Source organism: Romboutsia ilealis (assembly GCF_900015215.1).
Classification (GTDB): Bacteria; Bacillota; Clostridia; order Peptostreptococcales; family Peptostreptococcaceae; genus Romboutsia; species Romboutsia ilealis.
Genome location: NZ_LN555523.1, coordinates 900,358 through 921,085 on the forward strand (window position 1 = coordinate 900,358; position 20,728 = coordinate 921,085).

The 20,728-nt window shown below is 25.3% G+C and carries 14 protein-coding genes; 9 read left to right on the forward strand and 5 right to left on the reverse strand.

Features of this window, described 5'->3' with window-relative positions; genetic code table 11:
* The first annotated feature begins 1 nt into the window (after window position 1).
* From CRIB_RS04300 to CRIB_RS04310, 3 genes are read left to right on the forward strand one after another with little or no spacing between them, the layout of a single operon-like run.
* Window positions 2-334: a hypothetical protein gene (locus CRIB_RS04300; protein WP_243633575.1), complete on the forward strand. Its 333-nt coding sequence runs from the start codon at window positions 2-4 to the stop codon at window positions 332-334.
* 47 nt (window positions 335-381) lie between these two features.
* Window positions 382-2,619: an McrB family protein gene (locus CRIB_RS04305; RefSeq protein WP_180703303.1), complete on the forward strand. Its 2,238-nt coding sequence runs from the start codon at window positions 382-384 to the stop codon at window positions 2,617-2,619.
* Entirely contained in the window at window positions 2,591-4,936 is a 2,346-nt protein-coding gene (locus CRIB_RS04310; RefSeq protein WP_180703304.1) for a DUF2357 domain-containing protein, read from the forward strand. Before CRIB_RS04305 ends, CRIB_RS04310 begins: the two co-directional genes overlap by 29 nt.
* A 204-nt stretch (window positions 4,937-5,140) precedes the next feature.
* Here CRIB_RS04310 and CRIB_RS12720 read toward each other — a convergent pair whose 3' ends face one another.
* The 3 genes from CRIB_RS12720 to CRIB_RS04320 form a co-directional block, all read right to left on the reverse strand.
* Window positions 5,141-5,263: a hypothetical protein gene (locus tag CRIB_RS12720; RefSeq protein ID WP_279386152.1), complete on the reverse strand. Its 123-nt coding sequence runs from the start codon at window positions 5,261-5,263 to the stop codon at window positions 5,141-5,143.
* 70 nt (window positions 5,264-5,333) lie between these two features.
* Window positions 5,334-5,576 (reverse strand): sigma factor, encoded by a 243-nt coding sequence (locus CRIB_RS04315; RefSeq protein WP_180703305.1) that lies wholly within the window; start codon window positions 5,574-5,576, stop codon window positions 5,334-5,336.
* Window positions 5,577-5,729: 153 nt separating this feature from the next.
* The gene (locus CRIB_RS04320; protein WP_180703306.1) at window positions 5,730-7,343 is read right to left on the reverse strand and encodes an amidohydrolase; all 1,614 of its coding nucleotides are present in this window, start codon (window positions 7,341-7,343) and stop codon (window positions 5,730-5,732) included.
* A gap of 193 nt (window positions 7,344-7,536) precedes the next feature.
* On the opposite strand from CRIB_RS04320, the gene CRIB_RS04325 reads away from it, so the two are divergent.
* Both CRIB_RS04325 and bsh read left to right on the forward strand, forming a co-directional pair.
* A complete protein-coding gene (locus CRIB_RS04325; RefSeq protein ID WP_180703307.1) occupies window positions 7,537-9,450 on the forward strand; it encodes a glycosyltransferase in 1,914 nt (637 codons plus the stop codon).
* Window positions 9,451-9,733: 283 nt separating this feature from the next.
* Window positions 9,734-10,723, forward strand: a complete 990-nt coding sequence (bsh, locus tag CRIB_RS04330; RefSeq protein WP_180703308.1) for a choloylglycine hydrolase — start codon at window positions 9,734-9,736, stop codon at window positions 10,721-10,723.
* Between the two features lie 258 nt (window positions 10,724-10,981).
* Here the strand turns inward: bsh and CRIB_RS04335 are convergent, their stop codons facing one another.
* A complete protein-coding gene (locus CRIB_RS04335) occupies window positions 10,982-11,401 on the reverse strand; it encodes a cytidine deaminase (RefSeq protein WP_334293965.1) in 420 nt (139 codons plus the stop codon).
* A gap of 14 nt (window positions 11,402-11,415) precedes the next feature.
* On the reverse strand, window positions 11,416-12,084 hold the full coding sequence (locus CRIB_RS04340; RefSeq protein ID WP_180703310.1) for a Crp/Fnr family transcriptional regulator: 669 nt from the start codon (window positions 12,082-12,084) through the stop codon (window positions 11,416-11,418).
* A 904-nt stretch (window positions 12,085-12,988) separates the two neighbouring features.
* Here CRIB_RS04340 and CRIB_RS04345 point away from each other — a divergent pair.
* The 4 genes from CRIB_RS04345 (at window position 12,989) to CRIB_RS04360 (ending at window position 20,505) form a co-directional block, all read left to right on the forward strand.
* Window positions 12,989-16,237, forward strand: coding sequence for a sensor histidine kinase (locus tag CRIB_RS04345; protein ID WP_180703311.1), 3,249 nt, complete (start codon window positions 12,989-12,991; stop codon window positions 16,235-16,237).
* 524 nt (window positions 16,238-16,761) lie between these two features.
* Window positions 16,762-18,018 (forward strand): conjugated bile salt MFS transporter, encoded by a 1,257-nt coding sequence (locus CRIB_RS04350; protein ID WP_180703312.1) that lies wholly within the window; start codon window positions 16,762-16,764, stop codon window positions 18,016-18,018.
* A 606-nt stretch (window positions 18,019-18,624) separates the two neighbouring features.
* The gene (locus CRIB_RS04355) at window positions 18,625-19,809 is read left to right on the forward strand and encodes a M20 metallopeptidase family protein (RefSeq protein ID WP_180703313.1); all 1,185 of its coding nucleotides are present in this window, start codon (window positions 18,625-18,627) and stop codon (window positions 19,807-19,809) included.
* A gap of 45 nt (window positions 19,810-19,854) precedes the next feature.
* Window positions 19,855-20,505, forward strand: coding sequence for a helix-turn-helix transcriptional regulator (locus tag CRIB_RS04360; protein ID WP_180703314.1), 651 nt, complete (start codon window positions 19,855-19,857; stop codon window positions 20,503-20,505).
* Window positions 20,506-20,728 lie beyond the last annotated feature (223 nt).

Sequence of the window (20,728 nt, forward strand, 5' to 3'; positions counted from 1 at the left end):
TATGAAGATATTACAAAGAGGATTAAAAAAAGAAGAAATAGCGCAAGCAAAAAGATATATGAGATGGTATAGAGTAATTGATAATGAAATGAGACTATTTGTAAATTTAGGACTTGTAACAGATAAGGGAGAAATAGCTAATACAATAGATTACAAAAATGATAAAGCATATTTATGTATGGCAGATTTAGAGTATAGCAAGAAGTTTTATAATAAAAATAAACACTATAAAGTAAGATTATATGCTAAAACTGATGCAAGTAGCTTATATAATGAATATGAAGTAAAAGGTTGGTATTTAAGTGAAAAAGGATTAGAGCTAGATTTAGCATAAAAATTCACAACTTTTTACATACAAAACGAATTTTAAGGAGAATAAAAATGAAAAAAAGTTGGGAACCGATAGAAACAGACTTTATAAACACAATAAAATCAACAAGTATGAGCAAAAGCTACAAAATACCACTACTATGGGCATTTTATAATAATGGAAATATAAAACTAAAAATAGATGAAGATGATATATATAATGCATTTAAGGAATTCTATGAAAAAGAAGAAAATGCAAAAGACTTAGAAAATCAAAAGAGTACACAAAATTATAAAAATTGGAGTAAAAAAGAATACATAAAACTAGCAAAAGATAACCCTATAAAACACCTAGCAGATAAAACATCAAAGTATTTCTATAAAGAAAATAATCTATTCTGCATATCGGGAATATTAGAACCTTATATACATAAAAAAGAATTCATACAAGAATACAAAGATACAATACAAAGCCTAGAAAATAGATACTTTAAAAGAGAAACAAATAATATAAAAGAAAGTGATAATAAATACATGGAACTAAAAGATTTAATATTATCATTTGAAGAAAATTACAATGAAAATAATACTCAAGATGAAAAACTTAGACAAGAATTTACAAATAAATTTCCGCTAGATAAATTATCAACACTTGAAATAGAAAGATATGCACTAGGAAAACAACCAGACAATCTATGTTGGTGGTTAGAATTTAACACAGTACCATTAGGGAGCATAAAGGGTGGAACTGCGAAAAAATTTAAAATATATTATTCAAATAAAGATAATAAGTGGATATATCCATCAGAATTTTCAAACGTAGAAGATGCATGGATACAGTTAAGAAAAAGTATATATGATTTTATTGAAAACTTTAAATATGAAAAATACGAATTACTAAATAGCTATAGCTTAATATCATCTATGAATATGTTTAAAACGAAACTTTTATACATGTATTTCCCTGAAAAATTATTACCTATATATAGTTTAGATCATATACAAAAGTTATTATCTTACTTTGGATGCTTAGATGAAGAAATCAAAGATTTGAATATAATAGAAGCTAATATGAAATTAAAAGAAATACAAGATAGAAGTATTGAGTTTAAGTCATGGGATGGTTTAAAATTTATGAGATTTTTATACTCATATGTATTTCCAACCTTTAATAAAGAGGAAAATATTAATGATGAAGACATAGTGGAAATGGATGGAGAAATAATTGTAATAGATATTATAAATAAAGTTTCAGATTATATAAAAAATCAAGGATACAACTATACATACAACCAACTATCAAACCTGTACCTATCACTAAAAACAAAACCATTTACAATACTAGCAGGAATAAGTGGAACAGGAAAATCAAAAATAATAAGACTACTTGCAGATGCAATACAAGCAGACTACACACTAATAAGTGTAAGACCTGATTGGAACGATGCAACTGACCTAATAGGCTATAAAAACCTAGACGATAAATTTATAAAAGGTCAACTAACAAAAGCAATATTAAAAGCACAACAAAACAAAAATAAATCACACTTAATATGTCTAGACGAAATGAATTTAGCGAGAGTAGAATACTACCTAAGTGATTACCTAAGCATAATAGAAAGTCGTAAAAAAGTAGGACAAGATATAATAACTGATAACATAGTAGAATATCAAGAAAATGGTGAAAATATAAAATTACATATACCAGACAACATCTACATAATCGGAACAGTAAACATGGATGACACAACATTCCAATTTAGTAGAAAAGTATTAGATAGAGCAAATACAATAGAATTTTCAGACGTAGACTTAGACAACTTATTCTTTGAAGTAAATGAAAAAGTAGAAAGCTTAAATGTATCTAATGACTTTTTAAAAACAACATACTTAAAAACTATGGATATAGAACCAGAGTATAGAGAATATGCAAAAGAAGTAAACAAAAAAATAATAGAAATAAATGAAATACTTAAAAAATCACAAAAGCAATTTGCATATAGAGTAAGAGATGAAATACTATTTTACCTGGTAGAAAATAAGAAAGCTAATTTACTACATGAAGATACAGCATTTGACTATCAAATAATGCAAAAAATACTTCCTGCAATAAGTGGAAGTGAAGAAAGTATATATCAAGTTTTAATAGATTTATTAAACTTTGTATGTGAAACAAACACTATAGACAATATAGAAGAAGCAACGAACTATTTAAAAGAAACAAAAGTAAGATATGAAAATAGTGCAAATAAAATTATATATATGCTAAAAGGATATCAAAATGATGGGTATGTTAGTTACTGGTACTAATAAAGATATATTAAAAGTATCTACAGAGGATTTTACACTATACATATCTGGTAGTAGTGAAAATAAAAAGTTTAAAGCCACAAACAATAATAAAAATATAAATGCTCATTTAGGCATAATAACAAATTATGATTATATTACAGAAACTATAAATAGTTTTAATGAATTAGAAATAAACAATACTAATACAATGTATCCAAGCTTTTTTGAAGATGGAATATATAATATATATTTAGAAAATAACACTAATGATAAAATTGATATATATCATGAACACAAGGAAATAAGAGAAAACATAATAACTAGAGGTAAAAATATATTTGGATCTTTTAAGTTTAATTCAGATATAGGATATTCTACATTTAAAATTATAAAAAATTCTAGCGAAGTGTTATCTTTAACAATACAAGTATTTCCATCAAAACTTGATTATATGGATGACTATAATGAAATTTTAAAAGATATAAATGAAGAGATAACTTCATTGGTATTCGATTTTTTAAACAAGACTTTTTCAAGTGTAAATATATGTGATAACAAAAATCAAACGGGACTTGAGTTTATAGTTATAATTAATAACATATATGAAAAGCTAGAAAAAGCAATAAAGAGGATTGAAAGATTTCCAAAGCATAGTGTTATAAATGAATACAACTTAAAAAATAAAAATAAATGTAAAGTAGTAGGAGTAAAAGAAAGTATAAAGCATTTAAGAAAAAATCATACATCAAAAAATGTAGTTGAGGTTAGAAAAAATACAACTTTAGATATATTTGAAAATCAATATGTAAAATATATTATAAAAAGAATATTAAGCAAAATAAAGAGTGTTAAATTAACACTTGAAAAAGAGAATAAAGTTGATACTAATTATTATAATAAATTAAATGAATATGAAAAAAGGCTAACTCATCATCTTAATACATTTTTTAAAAATATAAGTGATGTAAACAATAATAAATTAATGACATTAGCCTTTAAAATGACAAGTGGATACAAAGAATGTTACTATTACTATTTACTTTTATCAAAAAGTTTAGATATAAGTAGTGGACTTTATGAAATTAGTAATAAAAAATTATGGAACCTATATGAAATATGGTGCTATATAAAAATACATAGCATTATAAAAGAGCTAAGATATGAAGCGAAAGAAAATTCCATAATACAATCAACATCGAATGGATTAACACTATCACTTATGCAAAACAAAGAAGCTAAATGTATATACGAAAATAAAGAAGGTAAAAAAATAGAACTATTTTACAATAAACAATACAACAAACTACCTACAACAAATCAAAGACCAGATACAGTACTTTGTCTAAAGGGTGTCGGGAAAACCGACAGGGTATATATATTTGATGCAAAGTATAGAATTTATGTTGATAAGAATGAAAAAATATGTCCTATGGAATATGATATAAATGTTATGCATAGATATAGAGATTCCATAGTAAGCAAAAGTAGCATAAACAATCATTTTAAATATGAATCAGTTGGAGCTTATGTAATGTTTCCTTGTAGTGATGAAAAAACATTTGAGGAAAATAAATATTACAAAAGTATAGAGAAAGTTAATATAGGGGCGATTCCTATGCTTCCAGGTTCAACTTCTCTTATGAAAAAACATTTATGTAAAATTATAAATGAATCATATATGGAAGCTATAAATAATAATCCTGTATTTGATGAAGAAGATGATTATTATAAGTTTAAGAATAAAAATGTAATGATAGTAAATACAAAGGATAAAAATCACTTTGATATTTATAAAGAAAATAGATTTTATCATATACCTAAAAAATCATTATCAAAGCTAAATATTGGAGTAGAGTATTTGGCATTTTATCAGCCAATTGATAATTCAAGTTCAAATAATAAGTTTAACAATGACTTTAGTATAGAGTACTATGCAAAAATAAAAGACTATTATGAGTATGAAAGAGGAAGTTGTAAAGAAATTAAATGTAAAAATGGTAAAGAAAAAGACATTTATTTAAGATTTGAACTTGAAGAATTTAAGAGTATAGGACCTATTAATAGAGTTGAATACGGAACAAGAACTTTAAATTATACCACTTTGTACTTGTTAAAAATAGCTACTACTATGCATGAGCTTTATTTAAATAGTAGAAGAGAAATAGATGTTTATAAGATACTAAAAAAGATTAGTAAAGATAAAGATATAACTCTTAAAAAAGAAAATAACGGATATTATCTAGAAAATGATTTTATTAAAATATTAGATAATGGTGATATAAAACTAAATGGAAATAAAGTAAATATAACTGAATTAATTTATTTATTAAAGTAAATAATACCCTGTCGTATTTTTGACCGGGTATTATTTTTTCACATTGAAGTAAGAAAATTATAGTAAGAAAAAATGTGGATAACCTATGAATGCAAGTATTATCAATAACCTTATTAAATTCAACACTTGTATATCCCTTTAAAAAAGATGAAGAAGATGAATTATTAAATTCATTAGCATCATAAACCGTACCATCTTTCATAGTTATCTTAGAATATAAAAATTATCATAACTAATTCTTTGTTTTTCATCATAGCTAAGATTTTTTTCATTATCTAACAAATCATCATTACTACTTTTATTAATTATTTCATGTATTTTACTCATATATAATTCCTCCTTCTATTAGGGCCTTTTTAACTTATCTTTTTGACGATAAAGGCAATTTTCAACCTTTTTAGGAGATAAACCTAGACGACTTGATATATCTTTTATCTTGTTCAAAATTATCAATATTTTGCCATAGTTTAAAGAATGTATCAGATATAGCTTCTTCTATATCTTCATTTTTATAATCAGATAATATATTTTTACAAATTGTTTTAACAGCTCCACCATAAATATCTAAGGCCAGGCTAAGTCCATTCTCGGGTGATTTTTTCAACAGAGAGATGATTTTTTTATCTTTAAACTTATTCATTGATTGTCTCCTTGGTTAATTCATTTATTATATATCAATACGCATAAAAATCATTTTTCACTCAATTAATTATAAATTATTTTTATTTATAGTATTTATAAAAGATGATATGACATAAAAATACCCTGTCAAAAAACTCGACAGGGTATTTTATTAACTTAAACTATAAACACATCTTCCATCTAAGAAAGTCTTTAAAACTTTTACATCTTTTATTTTATCAACATCAATATCTAAAAGATTATCACTTAACAATACAAAATCAGCAGCCTTACCAACAGCTATATCACCCTTTAAATTCTCCTCAAAAGAAGCATAAGCACCATTTCTTGTAAAAGAAAGTATTGCATCTTTAACACTAAGTGCTTGATTAGGTAAAAATGGACCTTTACCATTTAAAGTTTTTCTAGTAACAGCGCAGTAAATTCCATTAAGTACATTAGGCAACTCAACAGGGCAGTCAGAGCCATTACTCATAGTAGTTTCCTTAAACAAAGTATTAAAGTTATAGCTAGTTTTAGCTCTATCAACTCCAATTCTATCCTCAACTATATTAATATCATAATCTAAAAATATAGACTGAATATAAGCATGAAGTTTTAAATCTCTAAACCTATTTAGTAAATCACTATTTGTTAATTGACAATGAACAACACCATGTCTGTGATTATCTCTTGGATATTTATCTAAAGCCTTTTCTATTGAGTTAACAACCATATCCATAGCCTTATCTCCTATGGCATGTATTGCCACTTGCATATTGTTTTTATGAGCAAGTTCAACCATATCATCAAATTGTTCTTGAGTATAAGTACACATTCCAAAAGTGCTATTATCATCAGCATAAGGTTCATTTAAATAAGCAGTTCTAGCCCCTAATGATCCATCACCTAATAATTTAAGAGGACCTATTTTAAAATAATCATTACCAACACCTGTAGTGTATCCTTTAGATAAAAAATTTTCTAATTCTTCTTTATGAGGAAGTTGAGCTTGTTCATATATTTTAACAGTAAGCCTTCCTTCGTTTGCAAGTTCTTTGTATGCATTTATTATTACTTCATAATCAATTTCTGGAAATACTATAAAGTCATCAGTTTGAGCAGAAGTAACTCCGTAAGAGTTTAAACTTTCACAGGCTTTTAATATCATATTTTTTATATCTTCTTTATCTGGATTTTGTATTTTATTATAGATTAAATTAAGAGCATTTTCTTTAAATATACCATTAGGCTCATTATTTTCATCTATATCAAATTGGCCACCTTCAATTTGTAAGGTATTTTTATTTATACCTGATAATTCTAGTGCTTTTGAGTTTACAATACAAATATGACCGCAAGTTCTTATTATACATATTGGATATTCTGTTGAAATTTCATCTAAATCATCTTTAGTTGGAAATCTATTAACATCATTAAAATAGTCGTGGTTCCAACCTCTACCATATACCCATTCATTTTCTCTTAAATTATTAGAGTTTATATATTCTTTTATTGCATTTTTCATTTCTTCTAAAGAAGAAGTTGTTTTAGTTAAATCTATCATGTTTAAAGAATATCCATAGCCTAAAACATGCATATGAGAATCATTAAATCCAGCACATACAAACTTTTCTTTTAAATTAGTTAAAGTCGAGTTTTCATTTTTATATTTAAGAGCATTTTTATTATTTCCTACATATATAAATTTACTATTTTCAACTACAAATGCTTGTTGTAGTTCTTTATCTCCTGTAAATACTTTTCCATTATAATAAATATCCATAATTTTTCCCCCCTTTATATACTAATAGAATAACTTTATATTTTTATTTAAACATACAAAAAATAAAATGTAAATTTAAATTCAACTAAAAAATTCCAATAAACACATATAATACCATGTCGTAATTTGTAGAAAAAATAATTTACATATGGTATATTAAATCATAAAACAAATTAATATAAGGAGCTAACAGATGTATGCATTAATTATGGTAATTACTTTATTATTAAGTTATATAGTTTCAAAACAAAAAGTAGAATACAGAAAAATTTTAATATTTATAAATGCAGTTGTATGTTGTATATATATAATTTGGAGAATAACAGTAATACCAATTCATAGTGGAATAATAAGTTTTTTATTGGGAATTACACTTTTTTTAGCAGAAGCACTAGGATTGATATCATTTTTGAATTTTAAATATTTATTTACAAAAAAATATAAACTAGAACTTAAAACTTTAGATGATTTTCAATATGGAAATATACCGTATGTAGATGTTTTAATATGCACATACAATGAACCTTTATATCTATTAGAAAAGACAATAGCAGCATCTACTAACTTAGATTATCCAACACATAAATTTAAAATTCATGTATGCGATGATGGAAGAAGAGATTCATTGAAGTTATTATGTAAAAAGTATAATGTAAATTATATTTCAAGAGATAATAATGAAGGAGCAAAAGCAGGTAATATAAATAATGCACTTAAATATTTAAAAGGCGATTTATTTGCAGTATTAGATGCAGATATGATACCTAAAAAAGAATTTTTAAGCAGAACAGTAGGCTATTTTACTAATGAAAATTTAGCATTTGTTCAAGTGCCACAGGTTTATTATAATAAAGATACTTATCAATATAATCTAATGAAAAATATACCGAATGAACAAGATTTCTTTATGAGAGATATTCAAGAAGCAAGAGCTTCGATAAATGCGGTGCTACATGTTGGAACTAATGCCTTATTTAAAAGGGAATATGTTAATGAAATCGGTGGATATCCTACATGTTCGATTACTGAAGATATGGCAGTAGGAATGTTATTACAATCTAGAGGATATGATTCAGTATTTATAAATGAGGAGTTAGTACTAGGTCTTAGTGCAACTACATTTACTGAATTAGTAAAGCAAAGGGATAGATGGTGTAGAGGAAATATACAAGTATTAAAACACTTTAATCCAATATTTACGAAAGGATTGACATTGCCACAAAAGATTGCATACTTTGATGGGGGAGTATACTGGTTTTCTAATTTACAAAAAATTGTTTTTATACTTTTCCCGATTATATATTTATTAACGAGAAAACTTATAATAGACTCATCAATATTAACTTTATTAAATATGTATATACCATTTATATTAGGACAAATTTTAATATTTAATACACTTTCACCAGGAAATAGAAAGTTAACATGGGCACATTTTTATGAGATAGCAATGGCACCTCATTTAACATTGTCTATATTAAAAGAAATGTTATTTTTAAAAACTAAGTTTAATGTTACATTAAAAGAAATTCAGCAAGATAAAAAACAATTTCAATTTAGAGTTGCACTTCCTCATATAGTTATAGTAATTGTTACAATTATTGCATGGATAGTATCTACACGATTACTTATAGAAAAGAATATTCATGTACAAGCTTATTTATTAAATATGATTTGGAGTATTTATAACTTTATAGGTGCAATTATTTGTATAAAAGTATCATATCAAAAGCCAATATTTAGAACCAGTGAAAGAATAAATATAAATGAAGATATAACGGTAGAATGTGATTATAAACAAAATAAATTTAAGGCAAAGATATTAAATTTATCAGAAAAAGGAATTGGATTGAAATTAAATGAAGAGTTAGATTTGCAATGTGAAGAAACTATTAAATTAGATTTAAAAGGAAGTATATTTATTTGTAAAATATCTAGGATAAATAAAGATTTACTTGGTCTTAGTTTTAATAAAGTAACGCCGTATCAAATGAAATTAATTATGAGTATATTTACAGAAAATATGCAGCCATATTATAAAATTGCAAAATCACAAGAATATATAGTTAATAAAAAAGAAGTAGCTGAAGTAGCTATGGTTTCTTAATATAAATATTTATATAAAAATACACATTAATGTAATAGTTAATGTGTATTTTTTATTAGATTTAAAAATATATTAATCTGTTGTTTTAGTTATTTTACTAAACATATTGAAATTATTATATAAAGTTTTTGAACTATAAAAATATAGTTTACGAGGATTAAGTATTTTCAATAATCATATTTAGCTGGCACAACAAGTTTCATTATTAAATTAATGGTGAATATTTAAGTAAAAAAATATAAATACTAAATAATATATATAAATATAAATATGAGGTGAAAATATGTGTACATCATTAAGTATAAAATCAAATAAAGGTCATAATTTCTTTGGAAGAAATATGGACTTAGCTTATGATTTTAATCAATCAGTATTAATAATTCCTAGAAATTATCAAATTCCAAACAAAGTAACTGGAGATATGGCAAAAAATAAATATGCAATTATTGGAATGGGTACAATAATTGATAACCATCCAACACTAGCTGATGGGATGAATGAAAAAGGACTAGCTTGTGCCGGATTAAATTTTGATGGATATTCTTATGTAGAGGAGAATATAGTGCCAGGTAAAAAAAATATTGCACCATATGATTTTATATATTGGGTAGTAGCTAATCATGAAACCGTAGATGAAGTTAAACAAACTATAGAAAATTTAGAACTAGTAAAAGTACCTATAAATGAAAGAACACCATTACCAACGCTTCATTGGATGATTGTTGATAAAACTGGTAAATCAATAGTTGTAGAAAAAACTAAAGACAAATTTGCAGTTTATGATAACCCTGTAGGAGTAATGACTAATAATCCAACATTTGATTGGCATCTTACAAATTTAAATGAATACATGAAGATAACTCCGAATCATCCCCAAAATGTTAAATGGAGTGATAGAGAATTAACTCCTCTAGGAGTTGGAGCAGGTACATTAGGTATTCCTGGAGACTTTGAATCAGTTTCAAGATTTGTAAGAATAGCATATATTAGAGCTCATATGCCGTCTATAGAAGATGATACAACTGCTGTTACTCAATTTTTACACATGCTTGATTATGTAATAATGGTAAAGGGTGGAGTTATAACAAAAGAGGGACTAGAAGATATAACTAGATATTCTTCTTGTATGGATCAAGAAAGAGGTATTTATTATTACAGAAATTATAATAATAACAGAATAAATGCTATCGATATGCACAAAGAAGACTTAGATTCAACAGAAATAAAATTATTCCCTTACTTAGAAACTCAAGATATAAACTACCAAAATTAACGTGTAAAGAATATCTTAAAATATTTATTAAAAAGTAACTTTTAATTTAAGGACAGAATAACTTACTTTATAAAATAAAAAGTAGTTATTAGTAATATTACTAATAACTACTTTTTTACGCTTAAGGATATTATAATACTTCAAAAAATGTGGATAAATTCTGAATGTAAGTAATATCAATAAATTGGTTTTGAGCGTAAAAAAGATTTTGAGCAACGGACGAAGTCGTTGGCGACATGAGCGAAGCGAATTTTTTATTTAATCTAAATCTTTACCTGTAAATGCTAATGGTAAAAGTTCTTCTAATGTATATTCTAAGTATTCTTCTGTACTTTTTGCGATAATTACTTTAAATGTTTTTAAATCACAAAATTCAGCCATAACTTGTCTACATACAGCACAAGGTGCACAGAAATCTCCTTCTCCTTGTTTTATACCTTCTTTATTTCCTACAATGGCAATAGCAGTAAATTCGTTTTGACCTTCAGAAATTGCTTTGAAGAAAGCTGTTCTTTCAGCACAATTTGTTGGAGTATATGCAGCATTCTCTATATTACATCCTTGATAAATTTTACCGTTAGTACCAAGTAAAGCTGCACCTACATTGAATTTTGAGTATGGCGTATAGCAAAATTTTTGAGCCTCAAATGCTTTTTCTATTAATAATTTTGTATCTATCATAGTGTACCTCCTTATTTTTCATTAACAATACCTAATAAATTATTATCATTAGAGGAGAAAATTATATCAACAAGCTTATTCATGTCCACTACTTTAATGAATCCTTTGTTATATTCAATAAAATTTTCATCTATTAACTCTTTAATAATTCGATTAACACTTCTAATATTTGAACCAACACCTTCTACTAGTATGTCTTTTGATACAGTATCTAAATTATGTTCATTTAAAAACGTCCATAAAAAGAATAGTAGCCTATATTTTAAAGAATAAGCAATATTTGTTTTATTATTAATAGAAGCCAGATACATTTTTTTAGAAAGCTGAACATGTATATATAAAGAAAATTCACTGTCAGATTTAATCCATTCTAAAAAATATTTTTTAGAAATTTTAATTGCATCACAAGGTTCAAGTGCCTCTACATAGTTTAATATTGCTTTATCAGCAAATACTTCTAATTCACCAAATAAATCATTTTCACAATAAATTCTTTCTAAATATTTAACTCCAGTTGGTGCAAGTGAATAGACTTTTACTTTTCCTTTTCTTATTATATACACATACCTTGCAAGCTCATTTTGTATAAGAATTTTATCAAATGTATTAAAAGTTATATTTATAAAATTATTTTTTATATAATCGGGACAAGTATCTAAAAAATAAGATAAGTTGTTCATTTTAGATCTCCTTATTATTAAGATATTTAAATAAAGTATAATAATTATACCATATTAATTTTTATAAACAAGTTAGGAAACTAAAGTTAAGGACAAATGTCCGAAAATACAAAGTTAATTATTTTAAAGGGACAATAATTTAAAATTAAAAAATTACGTAAAAAGTACATTGATTATTAAATCAATGTCTTTTTTATAGTTAAATACATAATAATTCTTTTAAAAATATTTTATGACATAATTATACAATTTAAACAATAAATACTTTAATTTATTTTAACTATAAGTTATAATGAAAAGGATATTATAAATAAATTTAGTTTTAAATAAATTTAATGCATTTGATTGAAATACTAATTCAGTAGTGATAGTAATTAGAAAATAAAGGAAAAAAGCTAAAAAGTAATTAATAAATATTTAAAATATAAGGAGGTAAGGAGTAATAAAAGTAGCAATATATGAAAATCAAACTATATAAATTAACCTATTTACTAATTAAATTAAAAATTAGGTTGAGTAAAATGATATAGATATATTGACTGAAAAATTTTCATAGTAGAAGCATTTTTATTTTAATAGCGAGAATATGATATTATATTTTTCTGATAAATTAAGTAAAGTGTCGTAAATTGAGTTATCAAGTATAATTAGTACAATAAGTAAAATTATGTAGATAGCATTTATAACATGATTTTTAAAAATGCACTATATGACAATATGATTTGAGCATTGTTTTATTTAGTTAATAAAGATGTAAACTTATATTTTGTTAAAATATCCCATTAAATAGAATAATTTATGAGAGTAAATACGAAGATAATGCATCTAGATTTATTATAAAAACAACAAAAAATATAATTTAACGATAATATATTAGATTTAATAATGTGAGGATAAAAAATACATGAGATTAAAAATATTAATAATATTTATTTTAATTAATATGTTAATTCCGATAAAAGCATCAGCAGAAATATTAAATACTGTAGGATTTGAAAATATATCTACTGATGAAGGGCTTTCAAATGAATATATTACATCAATATTTCAAGATAGTAAAGGATATATGTGGATAGGAACAAAAGATGGACTTAATAGATATGATGGTGAAAGAATAAAAATATATAACTGCAATTTTAAAGATAAAAATACTTTGAGTTCAACATATATAACTGATATAGAAGAAGATTCATACGGTAACATATGGATAGCTACAGATCATGGATTAGATTTTTTAATTCGTGATACAGACACTGTTATAAGAATACGAGATACAGAAGATAAATATAATTTAGGTAATTTAAAAATAACATCATTATTAAAGAGTAGCTATGAAAAAAATATTATGTGGGTAGGAACAGAAAAAGGACTTTTCAAAATAAATATTGAAAATAAGACTATTGAAGCTTTTTATCATGAACAAAATAATTTGAATTCATTGACTAGTTCAGCTATAACTTGTTTAGCAGAAAGTGGAAATGATTTATTATGGGTAGGAACTCCACAAGGTATAAATATAATAGATAAAAATTCTAATATAACTAGTAATAATAAAGATAATTTATTTATTTCTTATTTATCAAAAGATAATTTTGAAACTATGTGGATATCAACTAAGAAAGGTATCTTTACCTATAATCTAAATAAAAATCAAAATGATTTTGTATTTATGGTTAATAAAGATAAAATTATAAAATATAATATAAATGATAAAAGTATAGCTGATACTTATACTTTTAAAGATAATAAAATAAAACTTTATAATAATTTTATATTCAATGATAGTGAAAATAATACATGGATATCTAGTAGTAATGGTGTAATTAAGTACTCTAGAGATAAAAATAAATTTGATATAATTAAAAAAAATATAAATTTAAAAAATCCAATTAGTAGTAATATTATAACCTGTTTTTATGAAGATTTTAATGGAATAATATGGATAGGGACAGATAAAGGAATTAATATATTAAATACTAATACTATGTTTAATTATATTAACAAAGATGAAGAAAAAAATATTGTATCTGTATTGCAGCATAATAATTATATATGGCTAGCTACTAAATTTAAGGGAATAGAAATATATGATGAAAAAAGCGGCGATTTAGTAAGAAAAATATATGATGAGAAATATTTTAGTTTAAGTGAAGTATATATAAAGAATATGTTTAAAATAGATGATCAGTATATTCTTATAGTAACTAATAAGGAATTAGTAGCTTTGGATACGAAAAATCATTCATATATAGAAAAGTTTTTTGAAGATGATTACTATCCAGAGTTAAGATATTTTTATAGTGATGGAAAAAATATATGGATAGCAAGTACATCTAATTTTTTGAGCTATAATATAAATTCTGGGAAAAAAACATACTATACTGAAGATATGAGAAAGCTTGGAATAAATCCAGGAGGAATAAATTATATACTACAAGACAATAAAGATGAAGATATTATTTGGTTAGGTGGAATAGATACGGGGTTAGTTAAATTTCATAAGCAAAAAGGAATTATAAAAAAATATACTTACAATATGCATACTGACGGTCATTTAATGAATCTTTATATAAACTGTATGAAATTTGATAATTCAGATAATTTATGGATAGGTACAAATGTAGGTCTTACTAAATTTGATTTAGAAACAAATAAATTTGCTTCCTATACTACAGCTGAAGGATTAAGCAATAATTTTATAAATTCAATTATAATTGATGATAATGGTGATATTTGGATAAGTACAAACAAAGGATTAAATAAATTTGATATAGAAAAAGAGAGTTTTATGAATTTTACGAAATGGGATGGGGTATATGAATGTCAATTTAATTTAAATGCAAGTTTGAAAGTTAAAAATGGAACCATTATATTTGGTAGTACAGATGGATGTATATTTTTTAATCCAGATGACATAACAGATTACAAAGTAAATAAAAATGATGTTGTAATTGATGAAATTTATATTGGAGAAAATAAGGTTGTTTACGATGGAAAAGAGCTTGTCTTAGATTATAATTATAAGAATTTATCTATTAATTGTTTTTTACCTAATTATGAAAGTTTGAATAATATAACCTATGAATACATGCTTGAGGGAATTGATAAAGACTGGATATACATTGATTCTAGAAGTAATATAGAGTTTAAATCATTAACCTCAGGAAAATATACTCTAAAAGTAAGAGCTAGGGATGGACATGGCGAATTAACCAAAGAAACAAAGATTAATATAAGAGTAAAACGTCCGATTTGGAAAACACCTTTAGCGTATATAATATACCTATCTATAATAGTAGCATTATTTATATACATATTTAATTACGTAAAAATATTACAACGCTTAGTAAATCAAAAGACAATTAACTTGAATAAGCAATTACAAGAGAATGAAAGATTAAATAAAGAAATAATAAATAATGAAAAGTTTAAAAATAATTATTTTGTAAATTTATCTCATGAATTGAGAACACCAATAAATGTTATAACATCAACAATTCAGTTGATAAAATTACGTAGTAAAGATAGTACATATGAAAACTTTAATCAGTATATGGAAATCATAAATAAAAGTTGTGACAATTTATTAAAAATTATAAATGATATTATAGATAGCTCTAAGATAGAGACTGGTAAGTATAAAATTAATAAAAAAAATAATGACATAGTATATATAGTTGAAGAAACTGCACTTAATATGAGTAAATTTATAGAAGATAAAGGAATCTCCTTGATAATTGATCCAGATATGGAAGAACAAATTATATCTTGTGATGAAGTTGAAATAGAAAGATGCATAATTAATTTATTAGCTAATGCAGTTAAATTTACTCAAGAGGGTGGAGAAATTCGAATATACATTAAAAAAGTTAAAAACAATATTGAGATAACTATAGAAGATACAGGAATCGGAATATCAAAAGAAGATCAAGAATTTATATTCAAACGATTTTCACAAGTTGATGGTACAAAAGCCGTGAAAACAAGTAGTAGTGGTATTGGACTTACACTTGTTAAGTATATAGTAGAACTTCATGGGGGATATATTAAACTTGAAAGTGAACTTAATGTAGGAAGTAGGTTTACGATAGGTATTCCAGATACGGTAGATATTATAGATGATAAAAATGAAAGTGTAGCTTCTGAGCTATAAAAATTTAAATTTTAAATAAATTAATAAGCGTATAATTTATTTAAAAACATAAAAAATAAGAAAGATGCTAATATAAAATAGCATCTTTTTTACTTTCAGTGGTTCAAGCAGCTTAGGAAGTTGTTTGAAATATAAGAGATAGATTATATGGGGAAGTTAAAATACTTTATCGAAATGTTATTTAAATAAAGTAAAAATTTTATTTATAATATATTTATCGAATTTATTTAAAAAATATGATTTTTTTTGGCGTTTTTTGTTGACTTATATACTTAAAGATATTATACTAATTAAGTAGTATAAAATAACATTTAGTAGTTAAAACTATATTTGTCTATTAAGATAAGTATAGTTTTAAAAAGCAGAACAATTACAATTGTTAATTATGTTGCTTAATAATAAAGCATCTTAATTATATACATATTTTAATAGAGGTTATATTAGTATCGTTTTTAATAGAGACTATGTTAGTATGGTTTGTATTAAAATATAGAATTAAAACTAAATAAGGAGAAATTATAAAAATGAGCAATTCTAACAACAAAAAAAGATTTGCAACTGCATGGGTAATAGTAGTTGCATGTATGCTTATTCAAGCAATACCATTTGGTGTAGCATCTAACATACAACCACAATTTGTTAGTTACGTTGTAGAAGAAAGAGGATTTACACTTGCTGGATTCTCATTAATCTTCACATTAGGTACAATTGTATCTGCTGTAGCATCACCATTTATAGGTACTTTATTTAATAAAGTAAACGTTAAGGTAATGTACATCGTAGGATGTATACTTTCTGGTGGAGGATTCTTAGCATTCTCTATGTGTCAAGAATTATGGCAATTCTATATTGTTGCTGGTATAGTTCAAGTTGGTACAGCGGCTATATCTTCAATAGGGGTACCTCTTTTAATAAACAGATGGTTTGATGAAGAAACTAAAGGAAAAGCTATGGGTCTAGCATTTGCTGGTAGTGGATTAGGTAATATATTCTTACAACAATTAGTTGTATCATCTCTTGCAACTAACGGTGCTAGTAAGTCTTATATGTTATTTGGGGCATTATCTTTAATAGTTGGTATACCAGTTTCTATATTCTTATTAAGAATGCCTAAGAATGAAGATGAAGTTGTAAGAGGTAAAAGTAGCTTATCAGAAGCTGCTGCTACTACTGCTGATTTTGGATATACATTTAAAGAAGCTAGTAAACTTAAATATTTCTGGATATTGGGAATAGGGTTATTCGCATTAGGTATGTATGTATCAGCTTTAGCAGTTCAATACCCAGCTTATTTAACATCTGATGTAAAATTAAGTCCAACTATGGTTGCTAGTGTAGGTTCTGTATTTGCATTATTCTGTTTATTTGGAAACTTAGTTGGTGGTGTAATATTTGATAAATTAGGTGTAACTAAAGGACTTGTAGTTGCATTTGCATTAGCTGCAATAGCATGTTTATCTTTAATATTCTGTAAACAATTAGCATTCCTTGCATTCATATTTGCAGCATTAAAAGGTTTATCAGTATTTGCATATATGATAGGACCTTCTATGTTAACAGGTTCATTCTTTGGACAAAAGGATTTCGGAACTATATTAGGTGTGGTTCAAATATTCTTTGCTGTAGGATTTGCTGCAGGTTCAACAGTATTTGGATTATTAGTTGATAATTTTGGATATACTCCTGCATGGTATGTTATATTAGGATTTATAGTTGTATCATATGGATTATTAATATTCACATCTATAGGTATGAAGAAATTAAACGAAAAAAACAACTAATATCGATTCTAATAAAGTAAAAAATATATTTAAAATATAATTATAGAATAATAAAAAGGCGTAGATAATATCTACGTCTTTTTTACGCTTAAGGATATTATAATACTTAAAAAAATCTGGATAAATTTTAAATGTAAGTAATATCAATAAATTGGTTTTGAGCGTAAAAAGATTTTGAAATACTTCACCCACGCAGTGGCTCAAGCAACGGACGAAGTCGTTGGCGACATGAAGTGTTTCACCGACACGTCGCTCAAGCGAAGCGAATTTTTTATTATTTTTAATAACTAATAATATATATTTCTCTAATGAATTTGAGATATTAATAAGTATTATGACAAAGGATCAGATGGATTAGTAACTAAGTGTAAAGAAGTATAAAAATGTAGAAATTTACTGTAATATATATAAATTTAATATTTTTAAAATAATAATAATAAAGTGGACTATATATGTCCATTTTATTTGTTATTATTTTAATATAGCTCATATGAATATGCTCAAATAAGTATAAAATCTATGAAATATGGGTAATACTTTAAGTAGGATTTATGTGTGGCTATAAGTCAAACATTACATAAAATCAACATGGAAAGAGGTACAATTATGAACAAAATGATGGAGCAAGCACTAGCTATAAAAGATGAATTAGTATCATACAGAAGAACAATACATGCTAATCCAGAAGTAGGTACTCATTTACCAATGACAACTAAGTTTGTTATGGACAAATTAAGAGAGTTTGGTTATGAACCAAAAGAAATATGTGATAGTGGAATAGTTGCTACTATATCTGGACCAAAACCAGGAAAAGTATTTTTACTAAGAGCTGATATGGATGCTTTACCAATGGCTGAAAAAGCTGAAGTAGAATTTAAAGCAACTAATGGATGCATGCATTCTTGTGGACATGATATGCATACTGCAATGTTACTTGGAGCTGCTAAATTACTTAAAGAAAACCAAGATGAAATAGAAGGTACAGTTAAATTAGTATTCCAACCAGACGAAGAAGGATTTACAGGAGCTAAGAAAATGATAGAAGCTGGAGTTCTTCAAAATCCTAAAGTTGATGCAGCTATGGCTGCACACGTTCACTCAGGAACACCATCAAATGTGATAGTTTGTGGTCTTGGAACAAGTATAGGTGGATGTTATAGATTTAGAATAGTTGTAAATGGTACAGGTTGTCATGGAGCAATGCCTGAAACTGGTGTAGATCCAATAAATATAGCAGTTAAAATATATGAAAGCTTACAAACTATATTAACAAGAGAAATAGCTGCTACTAATCCAGCAGTTATAACTATAGGTAAATTTGTTGGAGGAGAAGCTCCAAACATAATACCAGGTGAAGTTGTTATGGAAGGTACATTTAGATACTTAGATAAAGAAATGGGAGAATTCGTAATCAATAGAATGGATGAAATAGTTACTTCTACTGCTAAATTGCTTAGAGGAGAAGCTAAACTTATAGAATTATCGTCTGTACCACCATTAACTAACGAAAAAGGTTTCGCCAATGAAATCACTGGATATATGAAAGATATAGTTGGAGAACAAGCTATAGTAATGTTTGAAGGTGGAGGAATGGGATCTGAAGATTTCGCATCATTCTCACATGAAGTACCAAGTTTATATTATATAATAGGAGCTGGAGCTAAGAATGAAAATCCTTTATACGGACTTCCAACTCACAATGAAAATGTAGTATTTAATGAAGATATATTACCAACAGGTGCTGCATTACATGCATACAGTGCAATAAGCTGGTTAAAAAATAACAAGTAAGGACACATTAGTACAATATAGTCATCAACTTGAAAGGAAACAAATATGAGATTATTAGATATTTTATTTTATCTATTACGAATTAATTCAAAAGTTACTGTTAAAGAATTAGCTGAAATTTTTAATGTATCTACGAAAACAATACGAAGAGATTTAGATAAATTATCAATACTTGGAATACCTATAATTTTTTATAGAGGTGTAAATGGCGGTTTAGAAATTGATAAAAACTATGTAATCGCAAAACATTTGCTTAGAGATAGTGATTATAAGAATTTAATACTTGCACTATATATAGGTGAAAATATAAGCAAAAGTATAAGTGACTCTTTTTTAATTGATAAATTCAAATCAGTTGATAAAGAGAGATGCTCTAAAATCTTAAGTAATATTGAAGAACGATTCGTAATAGATTTGTACGAAGATAAATTTGATAATAAGAATACAATATACGAAGATATTGATATAGCTTTTGATAAGAAATCTTTTATTCAATTAGAAATAGAAGATAAAAAACTTGAAGTATACCCTATATCTTTTGTATTAAAAAAAGAAGGGTTATGCTTATATTGCTATAAAGAAGAGTATATGATTATTTCAATTAGTAAAATATCTGATGTTATTATTTGTGATAAGAGTTATGATGGTCCTATAATTAGCTATGAAAAAAATAAAGATAAAATTAAAGTTATATAACTATTATTTTATAAAATATTTAGAGAAGAATAATATATAATTATTATAATAAAATAAAAATCCTAAAGATTCATTTTAAATCTTTAGGATTTTTTTACGTTTAATGATATTATAATACTTAAAAAATGTGGATAAATTCTGAATGTAAGTAATATCAATAAATTGGTTTTGAGCGTAAAAAATTTTGAAATGCTTCGCCCACGCAGTGGCTCAAGCAACGGAC

Coding starts and splice junctions, on each gene's coding strand:
- CRIB_RS04300 (WP_243633575.1), top strand. CDS start 2: ATGAAGATATTACAAAGAGGATTAAAAAAAGAAGAAATAGCGCAAGCA.
- CRIB_RS04305 (WP_180703303.1), top strand. CDS start 382: ATGAAAAAAAGTTGGGAACCGATAGAAACAGACTTTATAAACACAATA.
- CRIB_RS04310 (WP_180703304.1), top strand. CDS start 2,591: ATGATGGGTATGTTAGTTACTGGTACTAATAAAGATATATTAAAAGTA.
- CRIB_RS12720 (WP_279386152.1), bottom strand. CDS start 5,263: ATGAGTAAAATACATGAAATAATTAATAAAAGTAGTAATGATGATTTG.
- CRIB_RS04315 (WP_180703305.1), bottom strand. CDS start 5,576: ATGAATAAGTTTAAAGATAAAAAAATCATCTCTCTGTTGAAAAAATCA.
- CRIB_RS04320 (WP_180703306.1), bottom strand. CDS start 7,343: ATGGATATTTATTATAATGGAAAAGTATTTACAGGAGATAAAGAACTA.
- CRIB_RS04325 (WP_180703307.1), top strand. CDS start 7,537: ATGTATGCATTAATTATGGTAATTACTTTATTATTAAGTTATATAGTT.
- bsh (WP_180703308.1), top strand. CDS start 9,734: ATGTGTACATCATTAAGTATAAAATCAAATAAAGGTCATAATTTCTTT.
- CRIB_RS04340 (WP_180703310.1), bottom strand. CDS start 12,084: ATGAACAACTTATCTTATTTTTTAGATACTTGTCCCGATTATATAAAA.
- CRIB_RS04345 (WP_180703311.1), top strand. CDS start 12,989: ATGAGATTAAAAATATTAATAATATTTATTTTAATTAATATGTTAATT.
- CRIB_RS04350 (WP_180703312.1), top strand. CDS start 16,762: ATGAGCAATTCTAACAACAAAAAAAGATTTGCAACTGCATGGGTAATA.
- CRIB_RS04355 (WP_180703313.1), top strand. CDS start 18,625: ATGAACAAAATGATGGAGCAAGCACTAGCTATAAAAGATGAATTAGTA.
- CRIB_RS04360 (WP_180703314.1), top strand. CDS start 19,855: ATGAGATTATTAGATATTTTATTTTATCTATTACGAATTAATTCAAAA.